This window comes from Nostoc sp., from assembly GCF_035638895.1.
Taxonomy (GTDB): Bacteria; Cyanobacteriota; Cyanobacteriia; order Cyanobacteriales; family Nostocaceae; genus Nostoc.
The window spans coordinates 1-8252 of record NZ_DASQZC010000439.1 but is presented as its reverse complement, the minus strand read 5'-3'; the positions used below and the strand labels follow the sequence as shown (position 1 = coordinate 8252).

Sequence of the window (8252 nt, the reverse complement as noted above, 5' to 3'; positions counted from 1 at the left end):
GTGGCATTAGTGGGGCGTTCCGGTTCTGGTAAGTCTACTTTAGTGAAATTGCTGTTGCGATATTTTGAGCCTCAAGAAGGTCAAATTCTGATTGATGGTCAAGATATTCGCACTTTGGATGTGGGTAAGTATAGACGAAGGCTAGCGATCGTTCACCAAGAAGTAGACGTTTTTAACGGTACTATATTGGATAATCTCACCTACGGCAGACCAAATGCTAGTTTGGAGCAGGTTCAACAAGCCTGTAAAATTGCCAGAGTTGATGAAGTAGTGCAGCACTTACCCAAAGGTTATTACACCGTCGTGGGAGAACGAGGTGTCAGACTATCTGGAGGACAAAGACAACGGTTAGGAATTGCTAGGGCGTTGTTAGTGGAACCAGACGTACTGATTTTTGACGAAGCCACTTCTAGTTTAGATTATGAGTCTGAGCGTTCAATTCAGCTAGCGATGCGATCGATTCAAGGCACTTGCACCACTATTGTTATTGCCCACCGTTTAAGTACAGTGCGAGAAGCCGATAAAATTGTGGTTCTGGAGCAAGGAAAGATTGTAGAAGTGGGTAGCCACGATGAACTCTTGCGTCACGAGGGGATTTATCGCCGCTTGCACTCCCTGCAAGAAACAGGAGAACTCTTGAGTTAGGGGACATAGAGATTTTGGATTTTGGATTTTGGATTTTAGATTGACTCCACGAATCAATTAGCTTGATTAAATCGACCTTATTGATAACACCATAAGGTCGATTTTTTTCTAATTATGCCTAACAGTATTTGGTACAAAAATCGAAATTCTGAGCCACTAGTCATGATGTATACAATATGGTGATAATAGATGTCTACGGAATTGTGCCTGCTCAGTAATCGAAGTTTTCTAATTACAAAAAACTAAGATTTACTCTTATCGGCTTCTTTCTGGGCTGCCTCACTGTATTTCTTATAAAGTTGAGTACGAATCTTGGCTTCCTGATAACGGCTGTGTTTTTGCGGCACCTTACTCATTAAATCTGAAGCCCGTTGCCACTTAGCAGCTATCTCTAACCACTGAGTTGAGACTGTGGCTGTTTTACCAGATGCAGAAGCTTGGTTGGCAATTCGCACGGCTGTGGCAAATTGGTCATCAGACGGATCAGAAAGGTTATTCTTAGCAGGACTAAGTGGTGTTTTAACTTTCCTATCGCTCGTATTTTCTGGAGTTATAGATTTAGAAGTTTGTAATTGCATTAAGTTGCTCAGATTATTACCTAACTGGGCATAAACAACCCAACTAAGCAACAACAGCGAGCATAAACCTGTCACAGCTAATATCTTGGCTTTAGGCTTATTTTTGTGTTTTTCTTTGTTAATAAGTACTAAAGGACGAGAGACTTGAGTTCTAGGAAAATATGGCTTTCCTAGTTCAGCTTGAGCTTCTGTGAAATCTGCAATCAATTGCTTTACAAGATTAGGCTGAATTAACGTAATTTCTTGTGACCAAAGCAATTGGTTGTCGCGATCGCTATCTATCTCTTTTAACCACAATAATTGTTGTTCCCGAACAATCCGACTGTTGACATTGACTCGCCGAATATGACGCGGGGCGATGGAATCAAGAATTTGCTGGATTTGTTCTACGAGGGAAGATTGCTCAAGTTGCTCTATCCTAGCCGCTTCGCACAGAAGTTGTAAGACACCATCAGAAAATATGGCTCTAGTTCTGACACCAGACTTTGCTAGCTTTTCGTTCAATAGTTGAATAATCGCAGCAACGCTACCTTGGTGAGCTTGCCAAACGATATCATTTATCCGGTCTACCACCTGAAATTTAGTGATAGCTCTTCCACCCTGAGTGATTAACGTATTCATTAATTTAGGGACTCTTTTCTACTTACCTTGATCTTGTTTTCGATTTTACGAGTAAAAAGATGAGTTGCCAAATAAAATCATAAATATACAGCCTACCTTTTGGTTCGGCAAGGATGCTCGATCGCATTAAGTTAGTTTGACACTCCCACGCTTTGAAAGTGTGGGATTCTTGGGCTGAAACTGCGCTTTCAGGATAACGCCCATGCTGGCGGACGCGCTACCTGTTTGACATAGTACATTAATTATGATTTTTTGCGTTGGCGTAGCCCGCCGCAGGCATCGCCTTTGGTAAAGTTCAGGTAAGTGAATGCACTCTGCGGGCGATCGCTTTGATATTTCTGGAGCTGTCACGCCGTCAGATATTGTTCACAAACTAAACAAAATTGCTGTATCGGGATATTTTTGTGAGAAATTCTCGCTTTTTTCGCCTTTTTGTCATAATGGCAAGACTAACTAGCGCTGCGATCGCTACATTAGAAATATATAAATCAAAATCATTGTTGATTTTTATTCCCTCGCAGTTCACACAAAACCATGAGTGCAAGTACCATTATTTCCGACAATCCCCTACTTCAAGGCACTGGTTTACCTCCCTTTGCAGAGATTAAACCAGAGCGAGTAGTACCAGCCTTCAATGAGTTGCTGGCAGAACTTGAGCAGCAGCTTGCCACCTTAGAGTCTAATGTACAGCCTACTTGGAGTAGTTTAGTAGAACCCTTAGAAAAGCTGACAGAACGGCTTACCTGGAGTTGGGGGGTGGTGAATCATTTAATGGGTGTTAAAAATAGCCCAGAACTGCGTGAAGCTCATGAAATCGTACAGCCACTAGTAGTACAATTTATCAATAAGCTTGGTCAAAGTAAACCTATCTATAATGCTTTTAAGGCACTCCGTAGCAGTGATAGTTGGGCAACCTTAGAATTAGCCCAACAGCGCATTGTAGAAGCGGCTATTCGAGATGCAGAACTTTCTGGTGTTGGCTTAGAAGGAGAGGCAAGAGAACGTTTCAACGCCATACAAATGGAGTTAGCAGAACTTTCTACCAAATTCTCTAACCATGTACTTGATGCTACTAAAGCCTTCAGCTTAACCCTAACAACACAAGCGGAAATTGACGGTTTACCACCAAGCTTAGTGAGTTTAGCAGCCCAAGTTGCTCGTGCAGCTGGCGAAAGCAATGCCACACCAGAAAATGGCCCCTGGCGGATTACTTTAGACTTCCCCAGCTATGGCCCTTTCATGCAGCACAGTACCCGTAGAGATTTGTGCGAAAAACTCTACAAAGCTCATATCACCCGCGCTTCTAGTGGCGATTTGGATAACAACCCCTTAATTGAGCGCATTTTGAAGTTGCGCCAAGAACTCGCAGATATACTAGGCTTTAAAAGTTTTGCCCAATTAAGCCTCGCTAGTAAAATGGCTCCCAACGTTGAGGCAGTCAACGCCCTATTAGAAGAACTACGCCGCGCTAGTTATGATGCTGCTGTCAAAGACTTGGCAGAACTCAAAGCTTTTGCAGCAGCACAAGGAGCAGCAGAAGCTGAGGATTTAAAACACTGGGATATCAGCTTTTGGGCAGAACGCCAACGAGAAGCAAAATTTGCCTTTACCTCTGAAGAATTGCGTCCCTACTTTCCTCTTCCCCAAGTGTTAGACGGCTTATTTGGATTAGTCAAGCGGCTGTTTGGCGTTACTGTCACCTCTGCCGATGGTCAAGCGCCAGTATGGCATGAAGATGTCCGTTATTTCCAAATCGCTGACGAAACTGGTTCTCCCATAGCCTATTTCTACTTAGACCCTTATAGCCGTCCAGCAGAGAAACGCGGTGGTGCTTGGATGGATGTGTGCATCAATCGCGCCAAAATCACTGAAAATGGTGTTACTGCTATCCGCTTACCTGTAGCTTATTTGGTGTGTAATCAAAGTCCTCCCGTAGATGGTAAACCTAGTTTGATGACTTTCTATGAAGTAGAGACTTTGTTCCATGAGTTTGGTCATGGATTGCACCACATGCTCACTAAGGTTGACTATACGGGAGCCGCAGGCATCAACAATGTGGAGTGGGATGCAGTGGAACTACCTAGTCAGTTTATGGAAAACTGGTGTTATGAGCGAACCACTTTCTTTGGAATGGCGAAGCATTACGAAACTGGTGAAGCCCTACCGGAGCATTATTATCAAAAGCTGCTAGCGGCGCGTAATTATATGAGTGGATCTGGCACGTTGCGGCAGATCCACCTGAGCAGTCTTGATTTAGAACTACATTATCGCTATCGCCCTGGTAGTAATGAAACTCCCTCAGATGTGCGTCATCGCATAGCCAAGACTACTACTGTTTTACCGCCACTTCCAGAAGATTCAATTTTATGTGCTTTTGGACATATTTTTGAGGGTGGTTATGCAGCAGGCTATTACAGTTATAAGTGGGCCGAGGTACTAAGTGCTGATGCTTTTGCCGCTTTTGAAGAAGCGGGGCTAGAAGATGAAGAGGCTATAAAAGCTACAGGTCGGCGTTATCGAGATACAGTGTTGGCACTTGGTGGTGGTCAGCATCCAATGGAGGTGTTTAAAACTTTCCGGGGTCGTGAACCGAGTACGATCGCTTTGCTCAGGCACAATGGTTTAGTCGGTGCTGCTGTAAACTAAACAACGTCCCTACTCGCATGAAAGTAATCCCCAATTAGCGATCGCCAACCTGCGGAATATAATATCCAAAAAATAGCACCACCTAAATCACAGGCTGGCGCTATTTTTTGGATTTAATTCAAAATAGTTAAATGGATTTTTTAAATTCCCCTCACTCCTTGTCTGCATTTTTGCTCTTATACAGCACTGCGACGGGTTATTAAGTTCCACAGGAAAACTGCAACAATTGCACCAAGAACTGCCAGCGCAACACCCGGAATACTAAGACTAGTGCCTGTTATAGCTAGGGTTCCCGTATTGAAGAATACACCTAAGCTACCGCCAACTAAAGCACCGATCATTCCTAATAAGATTGTTCCCAGAATACCGCCACCTTGATGACCGGGGTAGATAGCTTTAGCGATCGCACCAGCAATTAGACCTAAAACAATCCAAGCAAGAATATTCATTGTTATTAATTGGGTAAACGTTTTTTACTCACAAATACATATTATCAATCCTAATATTTCGTTCCATCTACCATCAGAATTAATCATTAATAACCATAAGGAAGAGTTGAATCACAACTATTTTCATTAGTATGTACCACCATTGAGCTAGATAATCAATTAAATAAAAAAAGCTCCTAGTAGGTCTTCAACTAGGGGCTTATCAAACTATTGCTTGGTAATTGCAGTATATGCATTTTTAATTAGCTCTCTCCTCTACTAGAAGAATTAAGCTGAGTTTTTAAAGACTGTTTCTAAAGTAATGTAAACGAAGGAAAATTAGGCGATGTATAGGACGAGCCTAGTCAATGACTCGATGGCTGAAAAATGGGGACAGTCTGCGATAAGACCAATGCATACTTAGGAAAATCAGGCTTACCAAGGTTAGCAACATAACCCCTAAAATCGTTCCGTATGCCTTTGTCCGCCACCAAAATCCGTTTATTTGCACTGCACCTAGTCGGACAAGCTTCCACAAGCTGGTTATTTCCATACTTTTGGAATCATGAATGGTAATTGGTAAATATTCTGCTGGGTTTTGTCGTGCAATTGTCATTTTAATTACTCCTTTAGCCCCAAAAGCTGAGGTATTTATTTTAAACTACGGTAATTTGATAGACTTAATGCTGTTTACAATATCTCATAACTTGATACAAGAAGCAAGTTTGAGAGCCATCGCGGTTACTATGTCACGCTTGTATTAGGGAATAAGGACTAGTAAGTGGGAAAATTTGCTTGTATTAGCCCGATCCATAATCCACAGTCCCTAATTCCCAGTCAAAATGCCTAATCAAATTTGGTTATCACAATTGCAAAAACATCGGGCGATCGCAGTCATCCGCGCCCCTAAAATCGAAGTGGGACAGCAAATGGCAATGGCTGTAGCATCTGGGGGAATGCAGTTAATTGAGATTACCTGGAATAGCTCGCGGGCTGGGGAATTAATCGCTCAATTACGTTCAGAATTACCAGCCTGTACTATTGGCACTGGTACGCTATTTAATGTGCAGCAGCTAGAAGAAGCGATCGCATCTGGGGCGCAATTCCTCTTCACACCCCACGTTGACTCCGCAATGATTCAAGCAGCACAAGAAAAAAATGTGCCGATTATCCCAGGAGCTATGACTCCTACAGAAATTGTTACCGCCTGGAGCCAGGGCGCTAGTTGTGTAAAAGTGTTTCCCGTACAAGCACTGGGAGGAGTAGACTATATCAAAAGTTTGCAAGGGCCACTAGGTCAGATTCCCTTAATTCCTACTGGCGGCGTGACTTTAGAAAATGCCAAAGAATTTTTGCAAGCCGGAGCGATCGCTGTAGGTTTGAGCGGGGAATTATTTCCCAAAAAGCTTGTCACAGAGGGGAATTGGGAAGCGATCGCATCTGGGGCAAGAAAGCTGATACAACAGTTAAGTTAACTTAGAATCAAATCATTGAAAGTTTACGTCTATTAAAGTAATAGATAGGGAAATAAAGGTGAAAACTGATAAGTTTCTCAAAACCCCATGATTTGAGTGTAAGTGTATCTAAAATGAAAAGACTGATTAATCCTGACTGGGTGCGTCGCTTGCAAATACTCCTCACTGGTACAGCACTGTCTGTAAGTGTTTTTACTACTACTGGAACGAGTGAAGTTTGGGCTAATTCCAAAAATAAAGTGATCGCACAAACAATCCAGACATTACAAAAATCAGATAAGCGCTGGATTCAAATTGATCTTTCAAAGCAACGGTTAATAGCTTGGGAAGGTGACAGAGTGGTTTATGGAAGTGCTATTTCCTCTGGTAAAAAATCTACTCCCACTCTTATTGGTACTTTTAATATTCAATCCAAGTTCAAAACTACACGGATGCGGGGAGAAAACTACAATGTTCCCAACGTTCCTCATGCCATGTTTTACCAAGGTAATTACGGTATTCACGGAGCATATTGGCATAAAAGGTTTGGCACTCCAGTTAGCCACGGCTGTGTGAATCTCGCACCTAAACATGCTAAATGGCTATTTGAGTGGGCATCGGTAGGGACACCAGTTGTTATCCAGAAATAGTAGGTGAAGCAACGAAAAGGCAATTTAGAGAAAATAATTAATAACAACAAATCAAGACAATTGAGTGATTCTCAGCAATATTTTATGCTGGGAATCTTCGGAGTCGGAATTACTGAATTTGGAATAAAATATAGAAGAGGGCATTTAACGATTTGCCCAAGAAAATAAGCGTAAATCCTGACAATTACTGTGTGAAATTAAAAATGCAAATATAAATTTGGGGAAAGTTTATATTTAGGCATTTAAATGACAGATTTTTTGTGAAGGAGTCCTTTGTAATTAGTCATTATTCATTGGTCATTAGTTAAAACTCATCATTTAATTAAGGACAAATGACAAATGTGCAAATTAGATGCAGATTAGCTTAGGACTTATTTTGAAAAGCATTAGCGGATGAATTGCGTAAATCCTCAACAGGAAGCGAGTAGTTAATTTGGAAATTTGAAATTTTCAAGAAAATTACTTCACTTCATAATTTTTGCGTAGTTTAGAAGGTTAGGCATAATGCAATCTTGGATTCGCAGTGGTAGGGTTCGTTCTTCAGGAACTTTTTGTACAGGCGTGGCGCTGATGGTGGCGACTCTATTTTCTTGGTCATCACCTTTAGCTGGTACACCCAACTTTACTACAGCAATAGCCGCGTCAGCGAATGAAAACAGCTTCACTGCATCTAATATCAGGCAAACATCCCAACCTCGCTGGATTGAAATTGACTTGTCAGAGCAACGCTTACGTGCATGGGAAGGTAAAAGGCTTGTTTATTCATACCGCATTTCTGGAGGCAAGCGATCAACTCCCACACCCATAGGTAGATTTCGGATTAATTCTAAGTATCGCACTCACCGGATGCGAGGCAGAGGCTACAATATTCCTGATGTTCCTTACACAATGTATTTCTACAGAGGCTACGCCATCCACGGTGCTTACTGGCATAATCGGTTTGGAACTCCAGTTAGCCACGGTTGCGTAAATTTACCTGTTAAGCAAGCTGGCAATCTTTACAGATGGGCTTCAACGGGAACTTTAGTAGTGGTGCGGAAATAATTCGTAATTAAGAGTTGCAATTCTGTCTTTAATGTATGGGCGGGTGCGTTCACGGAGTTAAGCACCTGTCTATACATACTGCTAGACTAAAAACACATCTTCGAGGGATTTAGGAGCTATGAGCTACTCAACTACTCAACTACTTACCTTGGAAGAATTTCTGAAGCTCCCAGAAACAAAGCCTGC

General features: G+C 42.0%; 9 protein-coding genes. 5 read left to right on the top strand and 4 right to left on the bottom strand.

Annotated elements, in window-relative coordinates; genetic code table 11:
• A partial coding sequence (locus VE944_RS22275; protein WP_324982017.1) for an ABC transporter ATP-binding protein occupies nucleotides 1-645 on the top strand: 645 nt, incomplete at its 5' end.
• Nucleotides 646-887: 242 nt separating this feature from the next.
• On the opposite strand, the gene VE944_RS22270 is transcribed toward VE944_RS22275, so the two are convergent.
• Together VE944_RS22270 and VE944_RS22265 are read right to left on the bottom strand one after the other, a co-directional pair.
• Nucleotides 888-1844 (bottom strand): hypothetical protein, encoded by a 957-nt coding sequence (locus tag VE944_RS22270; RefSeq protein ID WP_324982014.1) that lies wholly within the window; start codon nucleotides 1842-1844, stop codon nucleotides 888-890.
• 126 nt (nucleotides 1845-1970) lie between these two features.
• Nucleotides 1971-2195 carry a hypothetical protein gene (locus tag VE944_RS22265; protein ID WP_324982012.1) on the bottom strand — a complete coding sequence of 75 codons (225 nt, stop codon included), beginning with the start codon at nucleotides 2193-2195 and terminating at the stop codon, nucleotides 1971-1973.
• A gap of 183 nt (nucleotides 2196-2378) precedes the next feature.
• Here VE944_RS22265 and VE944_RS22260 point away from each other — a divergent pair, with 183 nt between their 5' ends.
• On the top strand, nucleotides 2379-4490 hold the full coding sequence (locus VE944_RS22260) for a M3 family metallopeptidase (protein WP_324982001.1): 2112 nt from the start codon (nucleotides 2379-2381) through the stop codon (nucleotides 4488-4490).
• 176 nt (nucleotides 4491-4666) lie between these two features.
• On the opposite strand, the gene VE944_RS22255 is transcribed toward VE944_RS22260, so the two are convergent.
• Both VE944_RS22255 and VE944_RS22250 read right to left on the bottom strand, forming a co-directional pair.
• Nucleotides 4667-4939, bottom strand: coding sequence for a GlsB/YeaQ/YmgE family stress response membrane protein (locus VE944_RS22255; protein WP_324981997.1), 273 nt, complete (start codon nucleotides 4937-4939; stop codon nucleotides 4667-4669).
• 340 nt (nucleotides 4940-5279) lie between these two features.
• The gene (locus tag VE944_RS22250; RefSeq protein ID WP_324981994.1) at nucleotides 5280-5534 is read right to left on the bottom strand and encodes a hypothetical protein; all 255 of its coding nucleotides are present in this window, start codon (nucleotides 5532-5534) and stop codon (nucleotides 5280-5282) included.
• Between the two features lie 226 nt (nucleotides 5535-5760).
• On the opposite strand from VE944_RS22250, the gene VE944_RS22245 reads away from it, so the two are divergent.
• From VE944_RS22245 to VE944_RS22235, 3 genes are all read left to right on the top strand, one after another.
• Entirely contained in the window at nucleotides 5761-6393 is a 633-nt protein-coding gene (locus tag VE944_RS22245; protein WP_324981991.1) for a bifunctional 4-hydroxy-2-oxoglutarate aldolase/2-dehydro-3-deoxy-phosphogluconate aldolase, read from the top strand.
• Nucleotides 6394-6506: 113 nt separating this feature from the next.
• The gene (locus VE944_RS22240; protein ID WP_324981988.1) at nucleotides 6507-7022 is read left to right on the top strand and encodes a L,D-transpeptidase; all 516 of its coding nucleotides are present in this window, start codon (nucleotides 6507-6509) and stop codon (nucleotides 7020-7022) included.
• Nucleotides 7023-7526: 504 nt separating this feature from the next.
• On the top strand, nucleotides 7527-8066 hold the full coding sequence (locus VE944_RS22235) for a L,D-transpeptidase (RefSeq protein WP_324981985.1): 540 nt from the start codon (nucleotides 7527-7529) through the stop codon (nucleotides 8064-8066).
• Nucleotides 8067-8252: the final 186 nt, after the last annotated feature.

Coding starts and splice junctions, on each gene's coding strand:
- VE944_RS22235 (WP_324981985.1), top strand. CDS start 7,527: ATGCAATCTTGGATTCGCAGTGGTAGGGTTCGTTCTTCAGGAACTTTT.
- VE944_RS22270 (WP_324982014.1), bottom strand. CDS start 1,844: ATGAATACGTTAATCACTCAGGGTGGAAGAGCTATCACTAAATTTCAG.
- VE944_RS22240 (WP_324981988.1), top strand. CDS start 6,507: ATGAAAAGACTGATTAATCCTGACTGGGTGCGTCGCTTGCAAATACTC.
- VE944_RS22255 (WP_324981997.1), bottom strand. CDS start 4,939: ATGAATATTCTTGCTTGGATTGTTTTAGGTCTAATTGCTGGTGCGATC.
- VE944_RS22260 (WP_324982001.1), top strand. CDS start 2,379: ATGAGTGCAAGTACCATTATTTCCGACAATCCCCTACTTCAAGGCACT.
- VE944_RS22245 (WP_324981991.1), top strand. CDS start 5,761: ATGCCTAATCAAATTTGGTTATCACAATTGCAAAAACATCGGGCGATC.
- VE944_RS22250 (WP_324981994.1), bottom strand. CDS start 5,534: ATGACAATTGCACGACAAAACCCAGCAGAATATTTACCAATTACCATT.